Genomic DNA, 16,001 nt, shown 5'->3' on the forward strand with positions numbered 1-16,001 from the left:
GGGCCAGGGACGTCGCGGCCTGGGCGATCTGCCGCGTTTGGCAATGGGATTCACACCTCGTCACGGAGCCCTGTGTGCCACCGCCACGGCACGATGCCCAAGTTGCCCACCGCAGCACGGCGCGCCGCGTGGTCCCGTCGCGACATTGACGGCAGGAAGCGGCTGGCGAACTGTGCGGACCCTGGGTAGCCGCGTCGCGGATACTGAGCCGTACTGGCTTCGTCGGGGTCCCGATCCCGCGTAACTCCGCTGCGGCGCGAGCTGCCGTGGCCCGCCGCAGCGGACCTCTGCGTGGCCCCGCTGCGCCACAAGTTTGCGGAGCCCCCGGGTGGCACGGAGCCGCGCCTAGCCTCGCGACGGCCGTCGAGAAGTGAGCCGCGCGTGGCCCGCGGAAGATACTGAGTCGTACCGGCCTCTCACGGCACCGGTCTGGGGAACGACTGTGCAGCTCAGCGGCCGGTGGGCAAGGTTTTCAGGTACCGGTGCGCGAACCAGCGCTGGATCAGCCGGACGACGGGCCCGCCGAGCGCCACGTACCAGGCGCCGGGACGGGAGAAGGCGGTGATCAGGCCATAAACGGTGTCGTCGGTGGGGTCGTACTCCACGGCGAACAGTTCCTCGCCGACCTCGGGATGGCCGGGCAGGGTGCCGTAGGCGAAGCCGCGGCGGTCCGGTTCGTCGAGGACGTAGACGACTCGGCACGGCGCGACGATGCCGACCGGGCCGACGCCGATGCTTACCGTCAATTCCGTTCCCGCCACCGCGGTTTCGGTATCGGCCCGCTGGAAGACGCCGGTGCCCTTCTGTATCCCGAACCCGAGGATGTGGGTGGCGGCCCGGTCGAACAGTGCGCGGCCGTGGCCGATCGGGCGCCGGAGCTCGAACCGGTGGTAGCCCGCCGGGAAGGTCGCACGGGTGGCACCTACCTCGGGGTAGGTGAAGGGCGCTGATTCCGCTGACACACCCCGATTGTCGTCCCGCGATCGAGACGGAGGTATCCGGTGCCGTGGAGTGCTTCGTCACAGCACCGGTTCCAGCGGCTTCAGCCGAACGGGGACCTCGTGCAGCAGGCCCAGCGGATCGATGTACTCGCGCCGCGCGTGCTCGCTCGCTTCTCGCCGGGCACCCCAGTGCAGGCAGGCGGTGGCCGGACACCCCTCGTGTCCGGCCACCAGGGTCCCGATCGGGGTGCCCCTGCCGACCCGGCTCCCCACCGCGACCTGTGCGCGCACCGGCTCGTACGTGGTGCGCAGCCCGCCGGGATGGTCGATCGACACGACGGGCTTGTCCGCCACGACACCGGCGAACACCACGATGCCCTCGCCCGCCGCCAGCACCGGCTGTCCCTCGCTGCCCGCCAGGTCGACTCCGCGATGACCGGGCAGCCAGTTCCGTTCCGGTTTGTCGAACCGGCGCTCCACCGTCGGCCGGGGCCGCAGCGGCCAGCCGAACGTGCCCTGCTCGGCTCCGCCGACCGGCGCGGCACCGCAGACCAGCACCGCCGCCAGCGACATCACCGCCGCACCGAAGCAAGCTCCCGTCCGTACTCCCCGTGACGACCCGAACGCCGAGCATGCCCGTGCGTGGTCCCGGTGGTGCGCGCGATCGGCGGTTTCCGCTCGTCGCGTGGCGGACCGACGCCGCACTTGCCGTATCGCTCGATCGCACACGACGCCACCGCGCACGGTGCCCACACCGGCTCAGCGATGCGGTCGCGGCGCGGGAACCCGCTGCGGCGTGATCAAGGTCTGCACCAGATCGCGCAGCGCGGCAGGCAACCCGGCCGCCGACCCACCGCCACCGCCCCGGACGACGATCTCCACCTCGACCGGAGCTCCCACCCGGCCCCGCTCTCCGGCATTCGGCGCCGTGGTCAGATCGCGCACGGTCACCCGGACCGGAACCGGCGCCGCGTCGGAGCGCGGGGGAGGAGTCGGCGCCGCGGCCCCGTGCCGCTCGGGCGCAGTCGCGGCACCGCCACCGGAACACACCGGGGCGGCGGGCGTCCCCGCGCCCGGATGCGCCGCAACGGGTGCCGCCAGCGCGCCCACCGCGCACAGCAGCGGAAACGTCGAGATCAGGGTTCGTGTGAAGATGTTCATGCCTTCACTTTCGGCGGCGAACACCCCGGCCGGGCCGTCGGATCGGCAACTGGGGACAACCTCGCCCCATGTGGATACCGCGCACTTCACCACCTGTTTCGGTGGTCGTGGCCAGGGGGCGATTTCGGGCCTGGCCGTGCTCCGCGTAGACTGATCAACGCGGTTTGTGCTGTGCACAGCAGGAACCGACTTCGCGCGCCACCCGTGCTCGTCCATCCGGTCGCCGCTCGCAACGCAGGCAGTCCGTGAGGGCATGTCCGTGCGAGTTCTCCGATGGATGGACAGTGGAATCGTCGGCTGGTCCCGGTCTCGCAGACCTGGGTCCGGCGGTTTCGGTGGCGCCAGGGCAGTCGATCGCCGATCGGCTGCGTCAACCGGCAACGAAAGAGAGATACGGGAGCTATGGCTGTCGTAACCATGAAGCAGCTGCTCGACAGCGGCGCGCACTTCGGGCACCAGACTCGTCGGTGGAACCCGAAGATGAAGCGGTTCATCTTCACCGACCGCAACGGCATCTACATCATCGACCTGCAGCAGACGCTGACCTACATCGACAAGGCCTACGAGTTCGTCAAGGAGACTGTCGCCCACGGTGGCACCGTTCTCTTCGTCGGCACCAAGAAGCAGGCCCAGGAGTCGATCGCGGCCGAGGCGACTCGCGTCGGGATGCCCTACGTCAACCAGCGCTGGCTGGGTGGCATGCTCACCAACTTCTCGACCGTCCACAAGCGCCTGCAGCGCCTGAAGGAGCTCGAGGCCATGGAGCAGACCGGTGGCTTCGAGGGTCGCACCAAGAAGGAAATCCTCATGCTGACGCGTGAGATGACCAAGCTGGACCGCACCCTCGGTGGTATCCGCGACATGGCCAAGGTGCCCTCGGCCATCTGGGTCGTCGACACCAACAAGGAGCACATCGCCGTCGGCGAGGCGCGCAAGCTGAACATCCCGGTCATCGCGATCCTGGACACCAACTGCGATCCCGACCTGGTCGACTACCCGATCCCGGGTAACGACGACGCGATCCGTTCCGCCGCTCTGCTCACCAAGGTCGTCGCCTCCGCGGTGGCCGAGGGCGTGCAGGCCCGCGCGGGCCAGGCTTCCGGCGACGCGAAGCCCGAGGCCGGCGCCGGTGAGCCGCTCGCCGAGTGGGAGCAGGAGCTGCTGGCTCAGGCGACCCCGGCCGCCGAGGTTGCCGCCGAGACGCCCGCCGAGGCCGAGGCCGAGGTCAAGGCCGACCCGGCGCAGCACACCCCGGCCGACTTCTGAGCTGATCGGTAGCTCTACGTTCACCTTGCCGGCCCTTCTGAATTCAGAAGCGGTCGGCAAGGTGGTGTAAACACCCAAGCACCCCACACACGAGGAGGCTCGCCCCCGATGGCGAACTACACCGCTGCTGACGTGAAGCGGCTCCGCGAGCTCACCGGCTCCGGCATGATGGACTGCAAGAACGCGCTGGCCGAGTCCGACGGCGATTTCGACAAGGCCGTCGAGGTGCTGCGCATCAAGGGCGCCAAGGATGTCGGCAAGCGCGCCGAGCGCGCGACCGCCGAGGGTCTGGTCATCGCCAAGGACGGCGTCATGGTCGAGATCAACTCCGAGACCGACTTCGTCGCCAAGAACGCCGAGTTCCAGGAGCTGGCCGACGCGGTCGTCACCGCCGCCGCGGCCGGCAAGCCTGCCGACCTCGACGCCCTGAAGGCGCTGAAGCTGGACAACGGCACCGTCGACGACGCCGTGCAGGCGCTGTCGGCCAAGATCGGCGAGAAGCTGGAACTGCGTCGCGTCGTGGCCTTCGACGGCCCGGTCGCCACCTACCTGCACAAGCGTGCGTCGGACCTGCCGCCGGCCGTCGGCGTGCTCGTCGAGTACACCGGTGAAGGCGATGCCGCCGCCGAGGCCGCCCGCGCCGCCGCGATGCAGGTCGCCGCGCTCAAGGCCCGTTACGTCACCCGTGACGAGGTCCCGGCCGACCTGGTCGAGAACGAGCGTCGCGTCGCCGAGGCCACCGCCCGCGAAGAGGGCAAGCCCGAGGCCGCGCTGCCGAAGATCACCGAGGGCCGCGTCAACGGCTTCTTCAAGGACGTCGTCCTGCTCGAGCAGGCGTCGGTCACCGACTCGAAGAAGACCGTCAAGGCCCTCCTGGACGAGGCCGGTGTCACCCTGACCCGCTTCGCCCGCTTCGAGGTCGGCCAGGCCTGATCCGCCTGAACGAGAGCCCCTCGGGAGCAGCGTCCGTCTGCCCCCGAGGGGCTCTTGCCGATTCCTGACGGCAGCTGCCCCCGGTTCCAGGGTCTCCGCGTTGCGCAAGGGGGTCTTGTGCGGTGACGGGAACCGGATAAGGCAGGATGGATGCCGCTTCGCCTTGCTGTGCGGCCGATTCGCGTGCCCGCAGTTCGACCCATATCGACCTTGCCGAAGGAGACGAACACCCATGACCGACCCGGGTACCGACCGCCCTGGATACCGCCGGGTGCTGCTGAAGCTGGGTGGGGAGATGTTCGGTGGCGGCGGGGTCGGTCTCGACCCGGATGTCGTGCAGACGGTGGCCGAGCAGATCGCCGAGATCGTCGAGACCGGCGTCCAGGTGGCCGTGGTGATCGGTGGCGGCAACTTCTTCCGCGGCGCCGAGCTGGAAGAGCGCGGCATGGAACGCGCCCGCTCGGACTACATGGGCATGCTCGGCACCGTGATGAACAGCCTTGCGCTGCAGGACTTCCTCCAGCAGCAGGGGGTGGACACGCGCGTGCAGACGGCCATCACGATGGGCCAGGTCGCCGAGCCGTACCTCCCGCTGCGGGCCAAGCGGCACCTGGAGAAGGGCCGCGTCGTGATCTTCGGCGCCGGCATGGGCATGCCCTACTTCTCCACCGACACCACCGCCGCCCAGCGCGCGCTCGAGATCGGCGCCGAGGTCGTGCTGATGGCGAAGGCGGTCGACGGCGTGTTCGACGCCGACCCGCGCGTGGACGCGAACGCGAGCATGTTCACCGAGATCACGCACAAGGAAGTGATCGAGAAGGGGCTGAAGGTGGCCGATGCGACCGCCTTCAGCTTGTGCATGGACAACCAGATGCCGATTCTGGTGTTCAATCTGTTGACCAAGGGCAACATTGCCCGCGCGGTCGCCGGTGAGCACATCGGCACCTTGGTTCGGTCCTGATCCCGCAACCGCGGATGATGACGATGACGACGCTGTGGAGGAACCGGTCGTGATTGATGAAGCGCTCTTCGATGCCGAGGAGAAGATGGAGAAGGCCGTCTCGGTGGCGAAGGACGACCTCGGAACCATCCGCACCGGCCGCGCCAACCCGGGCATGTTCGCCCGCGTCGTGGTCGACTACTACGGTTCGCTGACGCCGATCACCCAGATGTCGAGCATCACCGTGCCGGAGCCGCGCATGGTGGTGATCAAGCCCTACGAGCAGAGCCAGCTCGGCCCGATCGAGAACGCGATCCGCAACTCCGACCTGGGCGTGAACCCGACCAACAACGGTGACATCCTGCGCATCACGGTGCCGCAGCTCACCGAGGAGCGGCGCCGCGAGATGGTCAAGATGGCCAAGGGCAAGGGTGAGGACGCCAAGGTCTCGATTCGCAACGTCCGTCGCAAGGCGATGGACGAACTGGGCCGGATCCAGAAGGATGGCGAGGCGGGTGAGGACGAGGTCGGGCGCGCCGAGAAGGAGCTCGACAAGACCACCGCCAAGTACGTGGGCCAGATCGATGAGCTGGTCAAGCACAAGGAAGCCGAACTGCTCGAGGTCTGAGCGCAGATCTCGCCAGTCCCGCTCGTGCGGGGGATGAACGGAACGACGAGTTGAGCGACGGGACAATCGTGGCCGAAGACGCCGCCGCCACCGGAGCGGCACCGGAGCCGACGCCGGACCAGGTCGAGGAGACCGGCGCGGCGCCGCAGACACCGGACGACCAGGCGCCTGCCGAGCCGCAGGCGCCCGCGTCGCGCGCGGGGCGCAATCTGCCCGCGGCACTCGCGGTCGGGTTGGGGCTCGGTCTGTCGCTCATCGCGATCCTGCTGTTCGTCCCCAAGGTGTTCATCGGGGTGGTGGGCGCGGCGGTCGCCGTCGCGACCTGGGAGGTCGCCAAGCGGCTGCGGGAGGCCGACGTCCTGGTCCCGCGGATCCCGCTGCTGGTCGGCGGCCAGGCGGTGTTCTGGCTGGGCTGGCCGTGGGGTGCGCAGGGCGTGGTCGGCGCGTTCGCCGCGACGGCGCTGGTCTGCATGGTGTGGCGGCTGTTCGACCACGGGCTGAGCACCGCGCCCAAGAACTTCCTGCGCGACACCGCGATCACGCTGTTCACGCTCACCTGGATCCCGCTGCTGGCCGCGTTCTCGACGCTGCTGCTGCTCGAACCCGACGGCAACCTGCGGGTGCTGACGTTCATGATCCTGGTGGTCTGCTCCGATGTCGGCGGTTATGTCGCCGGCGTGCTGTTCGGCAGGCATCCGATGGTGCCCGCGATCAGCCCGAAGAAGTCGTGGGAAGGGTTCTGTGGGTCGCTGGTGTTCAGCGTGATCGGTGGTCTGCTGACCGTCACGCTGCTGCTCGAGGCGAACTCGATGATCGGCGTCGTCCTCGGCATCGGCCTGGTGGTGGTGGCCACCTGCGGCGACCTGATCGAGTCGCAGATCAAGCGCGAACTCGGCATCAAGGACATGGGCACGATGCTGCCCGGCCACGGCGGCATCATGGACCGCCTCGACTCGATGCTGCCCTCGGCGTTCGTGTCCTGGCTGGTGCTCAGCGCGCTGCTCTGAGCCTCAGGGCTTCTTGGCGGCGTGGCGCAGCTGCAGGATCCGCACCCCACCGACCAGTCCCATCACCAGCGCGCCCGCGATCACCGACAGCAGCACGGTGATGCCGAGCGGTAGCGAGAAGTCCCAGAACAGCAGGTTCACCTGGGCCTGGTCGAGGTTCTGGATGATGAAGATCAGCAGCACGATGCCGATGATCGCGGCCGCGAGCAGGCCGATCCAGGCGTAGCCGGTGCGCGAACCGTGGACCCCGGGCGGGGTGGCGCGCTTGGCCGGGGCCTGCTTGTCCTTGCGGTGCTGGGTCCCGGTCGGCTCGCTGGTCGGCGCGGCGGGCTCGTGTTCGGCCGGTGACGCACCCGATTCGGCATTGGTGGACATGGTTCGATCATGGCCGACAGCTATCACCGGTGCACGCATCTTCTCGATAACGGCGTTCGGCGTGGCGGCCCGGCGACCGGGCCCGCCACCTCGTTTGGGACAATGGTGGAATTATGGCCACCTCCCTGCCCCTCGTGTTCGATGCCCCGCGTCGCGGTCTGCCGCCGCGCCACCTCGCCGACCTCGACGCGGACGAGCGCAAGGTCGCGGTGCAGGAGCTGGGACTGCCGAAGTTCCGCGCCGACCAGCTGGCCCGCCAGTACTACGGCAGGCTGCAGGCCGACCCGGCGCTGATGACCGATCTGCCCGCCGACGTGCGCGAGAAGGTCGGCGAGACGCTGTTCCCGCCGCTGCTATCGGTGGTCCGCCACCTCGCCTGCGACGAGGGTGACACCCGCAAGACGCTGTGGCGCGCCCACGACGGCACCCTGCTGGAGAGCGTGCTCATGCGCTACCCCGACCGCAACACGCTGTGCATCTCCAGCCAGGCGGGCTGCGGCATGGCGTGCCCGTTCTGCGCGACCGGCCAGGCCGGGCTCAACCGCAACCTCTCGACCGCGGAGATCGTCGACCAGGTGCGGGCCGCGGCCGCGGCGCTGCGCGACGGTGAGGTGCACGGCGGCCCCGGCCGGCTGTCCAACATCGTGTTCATGGGGATGGGTGAGCCGCTGGCCAATTACAAGCGGGTGGTGAACGCGGTCCGCCGGATCACCTCGCCCGCGCCCGACGGTCTGGGCATCTCGCAGCGCTCGGTGACGGTGTCGACCGTCGGCCTGGCGCCCGCGATCCGCAAGCTGGCCGACGAGGACATGTCGGTGCGGCTCGCGGTGTCGCTGCACACTCCTGACGACGAACTGCGCGACACCCTGGTGCCGGTGAACAACCGCTGGTCGATCGCCGAGGTGCTCGACGCGGCGCGCTACTACGCCGACAAGTCCGGTCGCCGGGTGTCGATCGAGTACGCGTTGATCCGTGACGTCAACGATCAGCCCTGGCGGGCGGACCTGCTCGGCAAGAAGCTGCACAAGGCACTGGGCCCGCTGGTGCACGTGAACCTGATCCCGCTCAACCCGACGCCGGGCAGCGAGTGGGATGCCAGCCCGAAGCCGGTCGAGAAGGAGTTCGTGCGCCGGGTGATCGCCCAGGGCGTCTCCTGCACGGTGCGTGACACGCGGGGGCAGGAGATTGCTGCCGCCTGTGGGCAATTGGCTGCCGAGGGCTGATGGAGCGGCGACGGCTGGGTATGAAGCTCTGAATCAAGTTGTCGGAGGCCAGGCTCGATACCGATCGAAGTTTCAGAACCTGCCCAGCATGGACAAGGTCGAACCAAACAGAACCCCACTTGCGCAATACGTTCGCATCCATAGTTCCCAGCTGAACTTGTACGGCTTGAGACTGCGGACGAGGTTGTCCGCTTCGGCGTTGTATGCCCGCAACATCAACTTCGAGTACTCGCGGACCATCTTCCGTCCCTCGGTGACCGAACCGTTGACGGTCCACGTGGTCGATGCCTCGATCGCACCACCGTCGCGGCGCGCCATCGCCTTGATCTCGCCTTGCAACAGCTCCAGCGCCGTGCGGTAGGCCATCGAGTCCGAGAGCGGATGGCGGTACTCGTAGATCCCGATCTCCTGCAGCACCTGCTCGTCGCGGGTGCTGATCACCTCAGCGCGCAGGGCGTCCAGCATGGCCTGATCGTCGGTTACTTGAGTGGCGAGCTGGTCGCGCAGCTGCTGCAGTTGCGCTGTTTCGAGCCCTCCCAGCGCCGTCAATTGCGCTCGGAGCCGTTGATTCTCGGCTATCGCGTCGGCGAGTTCGGCGGACTGGCGCTTCGCCAGCGCGCGTGCGCCGAACAACGGCACTTTCGCGGTCGATGCGCCCGGGTTCGGCGCGGCAGGTGCGGCGGCCATCCTGTTGTCGGTCCATTCGATGCCGTTCCAGTACCTGAGGTGGTCGGCGTCGGAGGGGTCCCGGTACCAGTTCGGTGGTGTGTTGCTCATCGCATTTCCCCCTGGCTTTGTCGGCTCCTTCGAGGATGCCAGAACGAGCCTTGGTGGCCGACGGGTTGTCCTTGGCTCGGATGACGAGGCGCGGCCCCCGGGGGCGAGCTGTCGGCCCGATGGAACGGTAAGGGCTACAATCTCTTTCGAGTCCGAGATGCGTGCGGGGATGGCGCTATTGGTGATCTGTGTTCATGGAATGGGGAATCGTGTACTCAGCGGAGATCAACCGTAGGCAGCCGGCGTTGTTGATGTTGCTGGTAGATCAGTCGTTCTCGATGTCGGAGCCCGCGGGGCAGGGGCAGGGCACGAAGGCTGATGTGCTGGCGCTGGCGGTGAACAACCTGCTCGGCAACGCCGTGCTGCTGTGCAGTCGTGGCGGCGAGCGGATCTACAACTACTTCGAGGTCGGGGTGGTTGGGTACGGCGCGAAGATCGGGCCGATCCTTCATGGCGCCGATGCCGACCGGCGGGTGTTGCCGGTCTCCGAACTCGCTGAGAATCCGCGCCGGGTCGATGCGGTGACCCGGCGAGTGCCCGATGGTGCGGGCGGCGTCGTCGCGGTGAACCAGCAGATGCCGGTGTGGGTGGATCCGCTGTCGGATGGCGCTACACCCATGGTGTCGGCACTGACCTACGCCGAACCGGTGATCGCGTCGTGGTGCGCGGAGCATCCGTCGAGTTTCCCGCCGATCGTGATCAATGTGACCGACGGGGCCAGTACCGATGGTGACCCGCGCGACGCGGCCAACCGAATCCGCGCCCTGTCCACGGACGACGGTGCGGCCCTGGTGTTCAACCTCCACTTGTCGGCCCTCGGTGGGCAGTCGGTGACCTTCCCGGACACTGCGGCGGGTTTGAGCGACCCGAACGCGCGGCGACTGTTCGAGGCTTCGAGCATTCTGCCGCCGTCGATGCTGGAAGCGTCCGCGTCACTCGGGTATTCGGTGAACGCGGGCTCGCGCGGGTTCCTCTACAACGCCGACGTCACGATGGTGATCGACTTCCTCGACATCGGTACTCGCGCGGTCACTCCGACCGGGCTGAAGGAGCTCATGAGCCCGGCCGCCGATGACCTGGTTTCGGACGACGGTGACGATGCGGTCGATGACGGCCAAGACGGGAGTACGCGCGCACACGGCGACGCCCAGACCTGGTAACCGCCCCGGAACACGTTCGGGCACAGGGGGATACGATGACCAATACTCCAGCGGCGCGCCTGGCCACCCGGCACAAGGAGGGACGCGACCCGGACGAGAACGATGATCGCGCGATCGGTGGCACCGGGTCGCGCTTCGCGCTCGCCGACGGCGCGTCGACCACCGCTCGTGCCGAGGAGTGGGCGGAGCTGCTGGTAGCCGCCTACGCGATCGATGGCGTGGACATTCTAGAACTCGCCGTGCTGGATGCACTCAGGTCGCACTGGCGGGAACGGGTCGACACGGCAGGGCTTCCCTGGTATGCCCAAGAGAAGCTGCGGCGCGGCGGCGCGGCGACATTTGTCGGGGTGGATATCGACGTGGCGCGGCAGCGGTACCGAGCGATCGGGATCGGCGACGCGTGTTTGCTGCACCTGCGTGACGGAGAGCTGATCACAGCGGGTCCGCTGGATCATCCGCGCCAGTTCGGTCGTACCCCGGCCCTGATCACCACCCATTCCGGGGATGTCTCCCATCGGGCGGCGCTCTGGGAACACGGCGATGACTACGCGGGTGGTGATCATCTCGTGCTCGCCTCCGATGGTCTGGCGAAGTACCTGCTGGAACAGAAACGCGGTGGCGCGCGCATCGACGTGAGCACGATCCCCGGTGACGACGACGAGTTCCGGACGTGGGTGGAGCACGCGCGCCGCGCCGGCATGGACAACGACGACACAACGATCTGCGCGGTGCGACTATGAGATTGCCGAGCCTGCTGAATTACCAAAGTGCGGTGGCAAATCCACCGATCGCTTTCCGCCATGTCGACCTGCTTCGAACCGGTGAGCCCGTGCGCAACGCGCAGGGCATGCCGTCAGTCGCCTCGGGCGGGTTCGCGGCGACGTTCGCTATCGACAGCGCCTCGAAACAGCGCTTCGCGGTGCGCTGTTTTCACAAGCAAGGCCATGATGAGCGCCGACTGCGCGAACGCTACGAGCACATTTACCGGTTCGTCGCCGGCCATCCGAATCTGACGTTCCTGATCGATGCCGTGTACCAAGCCGACGGGATCATGGTGAACGGCACGGGTTTTCCGACCGTGCGCATGCGATGGTCGACCGGTGAGATGCTCGGCGTGTGGGTGGAGGACTGGATCGAGGGCTACCAGGATCCGGTCGCAATCGAGACGGTGCGGGTCGCGATCGCGGACGCGGTCGTCGCGTTGCGCGCCGCGGGCGCCGCACACGGCGATCTCCAGCACGGCAACATCCTCGTCGGCCGGGACCTTTCGATCACCCTGATCGACTACGACGGCATGTTTGTCGATACGTTCGCCGGTACCGGGTTGCCGGCAATCGAGCAAGGTCACCGCAACTATCAGCATCCCGGTCGCGGTGGCCGTTTCGACAGTGGCATCGATACTTTCGCGGCCGCGGTTATCGATGTCTCACTGCGGGCGCTCCGGCACCAGCCATCGCTGTGGGACGACTTCGGCGGTACCGGCGAGAACCTGATCTTCACCGCACGGGACTTCGTCGACCCGGAAAACTCGCCGTTGTTCGCCGCGCTCGCCCGCATCAGCGGAGTCGCTGGCGCTGCCGCTGCGTTGAAGCGGGCCTGCCGAACCGACTACGACTACGTCGAAACCGTCTTGGCGGGGACCGGGGCGGGCGCACCGGCTGCGGGCGGTTTCGAACTGGCGCTCGGTCAGTTCGTCGCAGGCAGCGAACGTGACGAGCTGCTGAACCGTGCGGGTGAGACCATCACCGTCTACGGGAAAATCCAGTTTGGCATTGTCAACAAGGGATTCCAGGGCCGCGATGTGGCCTTGATCAACCTCGGTGACTACCGGCGGGGCGATTTCACCATCGTCGCCCACGACGGCGTCGCACGTCAGCTCTTCGACAAGTACGGCAGCCGCAGCACGCATGGAAAACGCCTCCTGCCGAAGCTGAAAGACTGGCAGATCGCGATCACCGGCACCGTCGTGACCTATGTGAACAAGGGCGTGCCTGTCCCGCAGATCGAACTCGTGCGGGTCGGCCTGCTACGCAATCTCACTGATCAACAGATGGCCGCGCTGAAATCCCCGCCACCCGCTGTCGCACCAGCACCACCCAGGCCTACCAGGGCACCGAAGAGCGCAGGCGCGCCGCCGATTCCGTCATCGACGCGAGCTGCGGCGGTTGTGCCGCCCACAGATCGTTCAGCGGCACAGGCGCGCAGACAGGCCGAGCTGAGCAGGTTGTACGAAAGCCCTGCCATGAGGGTGCGTCCCCCGGCGGCTCCGGTGCGAACGAGCTCGCCGTCCCCTGCCCCGCCGAGTACCCCCACACCGGACACAGCACCCCCGCAGCCGCGGACATCGCGGTCCGCGCGCCCGGCGCCTGCCAATTCGGCCGTACGATCGGCGCCTCCTAACCAGGCCGCGCGCCCATCGCCTGCTGATCCGGCAGCACCCCCGGCACCTCCCAATCTTGCCACCCGGCCGACGTCTCCCAGCCCCGCTGCCCGGTCGGTGCCTGGCACCCCTGCCGCACGCCCATCGCAGGCTGTCCCGGCAGCACGGTCGACACCCGCAACTACGGCCGAATCGTGGTGGGCCCCGCATCTCCCTCCGTCATCGCGCCGCCCGGCCGCTCCGCAGCCCCCTCCTCTGCCACCACAGCCACCCCCACCCGTCACATGGCACCCACCGGTGAACCACCCGGGACACCAGCGGTCGTCGGTGCGTTGGGACTGGATGGTGTTCGGGCTCGCGATCCTGGGTTTGCTGACCCTGATGATCCTGGTGGTCTAGGTGACGATCAACGCACGTGAATACGCCGTGGTCGTCCGCGAACGGGACGGTAGTTTCGTCGAGAACAAGACCGCCGAGATAGAGGGCTATCAGATCGACGGTCGGCTGATCCACATCAGCTACGCACGCGGCGGCACCTATCGCTACGGCCGTGACCGGGTCTACCTCGCGAACCACCCACGACAACTACCACCGGACCAGGGGACCGAGATCCTCGCGGACGGTGTGCTATGTGACAGTTCCAGCGGCGCTTACCTTTTCGACACTCCCGATGGTGGCTGGTGGCACATCTTCGCCCGGGACGGGACCTGGCATGCGCGCCCCGCGAGCGAGGTCGAGATCGTTCGCAACGGCGCCGCGATTGCCGAATCTGCTGCGGTACTGCGGTATTGGCGCGAACTCGCGGGTCTACTGCCGGAGACGGGCCATCTCCTGCGGGAGGGGCTCGACCACCTCACCTTCCTTCACCCTGACAGCGTGCTGCATAGGTTTCTCACCGGCGCACGCCTGGAACAGCGCGACGACGCGCCCGATCCGCGAATCTACCCGTTTCACACCAATCCGAGTCAGCGCAAGGCGATCGACAACGCGCTGCGATTTCCGATCTCGGCGGTGGACGGCCCGCCCGGCACCGGCAAGACACAGACCATCCTCAACCTGATCGCCAACATCTTGCTCGATGAGTCCAAGACCGTGGCGGTCGTGTCCTCGAACAACGCCGCGGTCGAGAACGTGCGCGACAAGCTCATCGACGTCCAAATCGGCTATGTGGTAGCCGATTTGGGCCGGTCGGAGAAGCGGCGGGAGTTTCTCGGCAGAAGTACCCAGGACAACCGGAACAGGCTTGTCGCGCGCCTTGTCGCGACCGAAAGGGGCGAGATCGGCTCGGTCGAGGAGATCGCCACCCTGGATCGGCGGTTACGCCTGCTCCAAACCACGCAGGGCGAACTCGCCCAACGGCGATCCGAGCGCGACGGTTACCTGCTCGAACGCGAACACTTCATGACCCACTTCGATCGGCAGTCGCTGCCGGACGAGCGGTTGTTGCCGGTGCTGCGCTGGCCCGCGGACAAGATCCTGGACTACATCGCCGACACCGATCCCGGCCTGGCCCAGCCGGGCGTGTTACCCGAGGCCGTCGACCGGATCATCCACTGGATCAGATACCGGTCGATGCGAGCGGTCGACGCCAGCGACGTCGAGGTCGTCCTGCGGCTGCAACGACTGTACTTCGACAAGAGGATCGCCGATCTCGATGCCGAGATCGGCCGGCTCACCAGCACGTTGAGCTCCGCGAAGTTCGACGAGCTGACCGATCGACACCGCGAGCGCTCGCTGCGGTGGCTCACCGACCGCTTGCGTGACCGCTACGCCCAGCACCGGCCGGGCATCTACGGCCACAACTACCTGCGCGAGTGGCAGCGGTTCAGCCGCGACTATCCGGTGATCCTCAGCACGTGTCATTCCCTACAGCGCAGCATCGGGCGCGGCCGGATGCTCGACTACCTCATCATCGACGAAGCCTCGCAGGTGAATCTGCTGGAGGCCGCGAACGTGCTCGCGTGCTGCAAGAACGTGATCGTCGTGGGGGATGTGAAACAGCTGGCCCACATTCCGGGTCTCGAGTCGAAGGATTGCCCGCCCCCACCGCTCCCTGTGTACGACTTCCACCGGCACAGCATCTTGTCCGCGTTGATCGAGCTGTACGGTGCCGCGCTGCCGCGCACCATGCTGCGTGAGCACTATCGATGCGCTCCCGACATCATCGGATTCTGCAACAGCAAGTTCTACGACGACGAGCTGATCACCTTCACCACCAGCACCCCCGGCTGGGAATCGATGATCGTCGCGCGGACCGTCGAAGGCAATCACATGCGTCGCCACAGGGAGAGCCGGTCCAACCAGCGAGAGATCGATGTGATCGAACGTGAGATCCTCCCGACGTACTGTGCCGACTTCGCGGCGACGGACATCGGCGTCACCACGCCCTACCGCAAGCAAGTCAGCAAGGTCACAGACGCGCTCCTCGGCGCGGTCGAAGCAGACACGATCCACCGATTCCAAGGTCGGGAGAAGGACGTGATCGTGATGACCACGGTCCTCGACGAGACATCGGACCCCGAGGAGAAGGGCGGGCTCGGGTTCCTCGACGACCCACAGATGATCAATGTCGCCGTCTCGCGGGCGAAGAAGCGGTTCGTGCTCGTCACCAACCACGACATGCTGCCGCGCAGCAGCAATCTTCGCGACCTCATCGGCTACATCGGCTACCGGAATCCCGGCAGCACCGTTTTCGACAGCTCGATCGTGTCGGTGTTCGACCTGCTCTACCGCGACTACTCCGCGCGACTGCGACCGCTTATGTCCCGAATCCGGCGACGTTCCCGATTCCTGTCCCAGGACATCGTCGCCACCGTGCTGGAAGAGGTTGTGCAGGAGCAGAAGTACCTTGGCCTCGGCATCCGGGCCGAGGTACTGGTTCGAAACCTACTGCCCGACACAACTGAGCTGACCGTGGCTGAGGCACAATTCGTGAACAATCGCGCGAGCTTCGACTTCGTCGTATTCAACCGTGTCACGCGTCGATGGGTCTGCGCGGTTGAGGTCGACGGATACGAATACCACGAGAACAATCCGGACCAGCTGGCCCGTGACGCGCTGAAGAACAAGGTCTGCGTCAAGTACCGCATCCCACTGCTGCGCCTACCCACCACCGGAAGCGCCGAGATACCTCGCATTCGAGCGGCTCTCGACAGGGTGCTCACGCCCGGGTTCAACATTGGCGGGTTGCTATGATGCCAGATTGTGCGT

General features: G+C 67.1%; 15 protein-coding genes. 10 read left to right on the top strand and 5 right to left on the bottom strand.

All coding sequences use genetic code 11. The annotated features are described in order from the left end of the window. Positions 1–449: 449 nt before the first annotated feature. The 3 genes from ACFVW6_RS20150 to ACFVW6_RS20160 form a co-directional block, all read right to left on the bottom strand. Positions 450–962 carry a DUF1990 family protein gene (locus tag ACFVW6_RS20150; RefSeq protein WP_378833176.1) on the bottom strand — a complete coding sequence of 171 codons (513 nt, stop codon included), beginning with the start codon at positions 960–962 and terminating at the stop codon, positions 450–452. Positions 963–1,019: 57 nt separating this feature from the next. Then, a complete protein-coding gene (locus tag ACFVW6_RS20155) occupies positions 1,020–1,514 on the bottom strand; it encodes a M23 family metallopeptidase (protein ID WP_378833173.1) in 495 nt (164 codons plus the stop codon). A 186-nt stretch (positions 1,515–1,700) separates the two neighbouring features. Continuing rightward, on the bottom strand, positions 1,701–2,102 hold the full coding sequence (locus ACFVW6_RS20160; protein WP_378833171.1) for a hypothetical protein: 402 nt from the start codon (positions 2,100–2,102) through the stop codon (positions 1,701–1,703). A gap of 402 nt (positions 2,103–2,504) precedes the next feature. On the opposite strand from ACFVW6_RS20160, the gene rpsB reads away from it, so the two are divergent. The 5 genes from rpsB (at position 2,505) to ACFVW6_RS20185 (ending at position 6,876) form a co-directional block, all read left to right on the top strand. Beyond that, on the top strand, positions 2,505–3,368 hold the full coding sequence (rpsB, locus tag ACFVW6_RS20165; RefSeq protein WP_355280543.1) for a 30S ribosomal protein S2: 864 nt from the start codon (positions 2,505–2,507) through the stop codon (positions 3,366–3,368). 108 nt (positions 3,369–3,476) lie between these two features. Next, complete coding sequence (tsf, locus tag ACFVW6_RS20170) at positions 3,477–4,301, top strand: translation elongation factor Ts (RefSeq protein WP_355280545.1); 825 nt, start codon at positions 3,477–3,479, stop codon at positions 4,299–4,301. A gap of 232 nt (positions 4,302–4,533) precedes the next feature. Further along, the gene (pyrH, locus tag ACFVW6_RS20175; protein ID WP_357344415.1) at positions 4,534–5,262 is read left to right on the top strand and encodes a UMP kinase; all 729 of its coding nucleotides are present in this window, start codon (positions 4,534–4,536) and stop codon (positions 5,260–5,262) included. Between the two features lie 49 nt (positions 5,263–5,311). After that, positions 5,312–5,869, top strand: coding sequence for a ribosome recycling factor (gene frr / locus ACFVW6_RS20180; RefSeq protein ID WP_030202900.1), 558 nt, complete (start codon positions 5,312–5,314; stop codon positions 5,867–5,869). 50 nt (positions 5,870–5,919) lie between these two features. Next, positions 5,920–6,876: a phosphatidate cytidylyltransferase gene (locus ACFVW6_RS20185; RefSeq protein ID WP_355280547.1), complete on the top strand. Its 957-nt coding sequence runs from the start codon at positions 5,920–5,922 to the stop codon at positions 6,874–6,876. 3 nt (positions 6,877–6,879) lie between these two features. Here ACFVW6_RS20185 and ACFVW6_RS20190 read toward each other — a convergent pair whose 3' ends face one another. Beyond that, entirely contained in the window at positions 6,880–7,251 is a 372-nt protein-coding gene (locus ACFVW6_RS20190) for a lipopolysaccharide assembly protein LapA domain-containing protein (protein ID WP_365007011.1), read from the bottom strand. A gap of 113 nt (positions 7,252–7,364) precedes the next feature. On the opposite strand from ACFVW6_RS20190, the gene rlmN reads away from it, so the two are divergent. Continuing rightward, a complete protein-coding gene (gene rlmN, locus ACFVW6_RS20195) occupies positions 7,365–8,474 on the top strand; it encodes a 23S rRNA (adenine(2503)-C(2))-methyltransferase RlmN (RefSeq protein WP_355280551.1) in 1,110 nt (369 codons plus the stop codon). Positions 8,475–8,546: 72 nt separating this feature from the next. Here rlmN and ACFVW6_RS20200 read toward each other — a convergent pair whose 3' ends face one another. Beyond that, on the bottom strand, positions 8,547–9,251 hold the full coding sequence (locus tag ACFVW6_RS20200; RefSeq protein ID WP_378833164.1) for a DUF2510 domain-containing protein: 705 nt from the start codon (positions 9,249–9,251) through the stop codon (positions 8,547–8,549). A gap of 188 nt (positions 9,252–9,439) precedes the next feature. Here ACFVW6_RS20200 and ACFVW6_RS20205 point away from each other — a divergent pair, with 188 nt between their 5' ends. The 4 genes from ACFVW6_RS20205 to ACFVW6_RS20220 are packed head-to-tail and all read left to right on the top strand — an operon-like array spanning position 9,440 to position 15,986. Then, positions 9,440–10,411 carry a VWA domain-containing protein gene (locus tag ACFVW6_RS20205; RefSeq protein ID WP_378833161.1) on the top strand — a complete coding sequence of 324 codons (972 nt, stop codon included), beginning with the start codon at positions 9,440–9,442 and terminating at the stop codon, positions 10,409–10,411. A 35-nt stretch (positions 10,412–10,446) separates the two neighbouring features. Next, on the top strand, positions 10,447–11,151 hold the full coding sequence (locus ACFVW6_RS20210; RefSeq protein WP_378833159.1) for a protein phosphatase 2C domain-containing protein: 705 nt from the start codon (positions 10,447–10,449) through the stop codon (positions 11,149–11,151). Beyond that, entirely contained in the window at positions 11,148–13,190 is a 2,043-nt protein-coding gene (locus ACFVW6_RS20215) for a hypothetical protein (RefSeq protein WP_378833157.1), read from the top strand. The genes ACFVW6_RS20210 and ACFVW6_RS20215 overlap by 4 nt, the downstream gene beginning before the upstream one ends. Continuing rightward, positions 13,191–15,986: an AAA domain-containing protein gene (locus ACFVW6_RS20220; RefSeq protein ID WP_378833154.1), complete on the top strand. Its 2,796-nt coding sequence runs from the start codon at positions 13,191–13,193 to the stop codon at positions 15,984–15,986. It begins immediately after the preceding gene. Positions 15,987–16,001: the final 15 nt, after the last annotated feature.

The sequence above is a fragment of the Nocardia sp. NPDC058244 genome (genome assembly GCF_042882065.1).
Taxonomy (GTDB): domain Bacteria; phylum Actinomycetota; class Actinomycetes; order Mycobacteriales; family Mycobacteriaceae; genus Nocardia.

What these genes read in the sequence shown, in the direction of transcription:
- ACFVW6_RS20155 (WP_378833173.1), bottom strand. Translation starts at nt 1,514, where the DNA reads ATGTCGCTGGCGGCGGTGCTGGTCTGCGGTGCCGCGCCGGTCGGCGGA.
- ACFVW6_RS20160 (WP_378833171.1), bottom strand. Translation starts at nt 2,102, where the DNA reads ATGAACATCTTCACACGAACCCTGATCTCGACGTTTCCGCTGCTGTGC.
- rpsB (WP_355280543.1), top strand. Translation starts at nt 2,505, where the DNA reads ATGGCTGTCGTAACCATGAAGCAGCTGCTCGACAGCGGCGCGCACTTC.
- tsf (WP_355280545.1), top strand. Translation starts at nt 3,477, where the DNA reads ATGGCGAACTACACCGCTGCTGACGTGAAGCGGCTCCGCGAGCTCACC.
- pyrH (WP_357344415.1), top strand. Translation starts at nt 4,534, where the DNA reads ATGACCGACCCGGGTACCGACCGCCCTGGATACCGCCGGGTGCTGCTG.
- ACFVW6_RS20190 (WP_365007011.1), bottom strand. Translation starts at nt 7,251, where the DNA reads ATGTCCACCAATGCCGAATCGGGTGCGTCACCGGCCGAACACGAGCCC.
- rlmN (WP_355280551.1), top strand. Translation starts at nt 7,365, where the DNA reads ATGGCCACCTCCCTGCCCCTCGTGTTCGATGCCCCGCGTCGCGGTCTG.
- ACFVW6_RS20200 (WP_378833164.1), bottom strand. Translation starts at nt 9,251, where the DNA reads ATGAGCAACACACCACCGAACTGGTACCGGGACCCCTCCGACGCCGAC.
- ACFVW6_RS20210 (WP_378833159.1), top strand. Translation starts at nt 10,447, where the DNA reads ATGACCAATACTCCAGCGGCGCGCCTGGCCACCCGGCACAAGGAGGGA.
- ACFVW6_RS20215 (WP_378833157.1), top strand. Translation starts at nt 11,148, where the DNA reads ATGAGATTGCCGAGCCTGCTGAATTACCAAAGTGCGGTGGCAAATCCA.